The sequence below is a fragment of the Aeromonas schubertii genome (assembly GCF_000820105.1).
In the GTDB taxonomy this organism is placed as follows: domain Bacteria; phylum Pseudomonadota; class Gammaproteobacteria; order Enterobacterales; family Aeromonadaceae; genus Aeromonas; species Aeromonas schubertii.
Genome location: NZ_CDDB01000057.1, coordinates 1 through 902 on the forward strand (window position 1 = coordinate 1; position 902 = coordinate 902).

The 902-nt window shown below is 69.2% G+C and carries 1 pseudogene; it reads left to right on the forward strand.

The features are described 5' to 3' along the window. Positions 1-902, forward strand: a pseudogene (gene mukB, locus BN1133_RS20350) (chromosome partition protein MukB); the annotation flags it as partial.

Here is a 902-nt window from a genome sequence, read left to right on the forward strand (position 1 = left end):
CTGGCCGAAGAGAAGCAGCGCGCCATCTATCTGGCCGACGAGGTGGATCAGCTTACCAACCGCGAGAAGCTCCTGACCGACGAGCTCGAGACCGCCGCCGAGCACCTGGGCAAGGTGATGGCCGCCGTGGCGCTCAAGAAGAAGATTGAGCTCTACCGCACCGATCTGCAGGAGCTGGTCGACAAACTCGAACAGCAAAGCGCCGTGGTCGAGGAGATCCAGGCCCGACTGCTCGATGCCGAGGAGCGCCGCGAGCGCGCCCTGGCCGAGGTGGACAGCCTCAAGACCCAGTTGGCGGACTACCAGCAGGCGTTGGATATCCAGCAGACCCGCGCCATCCAGTACCGCCAGGCGGTGCAGGCGATGGAGACCGCCCGCGAGCAGTGCGAGCTGGCCGATCTCGACGCCGGCAACGCCCATCAGCAGCTGGCCGCCCTGCGCGAGCGCGAGAGCCAGCTTACCCGCGCCGTGCTCGATGCCGAGCAGCAGCTGACCCTGGCCAAGACGGCCGCCAGCGACTACGAGCAGGCCCTGGAGCTGCTCCTTGGCGTGGCACCGGATACCGAGCGGGGCGACGCCTACGCCGTGGCCCAGCAGCTTGGCCGTCGCCTTATCGAGGAGCGTGCCCTGCTGGCGCAAGGGGAGGGGCTGCGCGCCGCCTTTGCCCGTCTCGAGAAGGAAGTGGCCGGCGCCGGGCAGCTCGGCNNGCGCCGCTCCGAGCGCCGCCACCAGAGCGAGCAGCTCGAGCGCGACATCAAGGCCCTCACCGCCCTGGCCCCGCGCTGGCTGCAGGCGAGCGACAAGCTCGAGCAGTTGCGCGAGCAGAGCGGTCTGCCTCTTGCCTGTGCCGAGGAGATCTCCCTTGGCATGAGCCAGGTGCTGGCCGACGAGCGCCGCTTCGA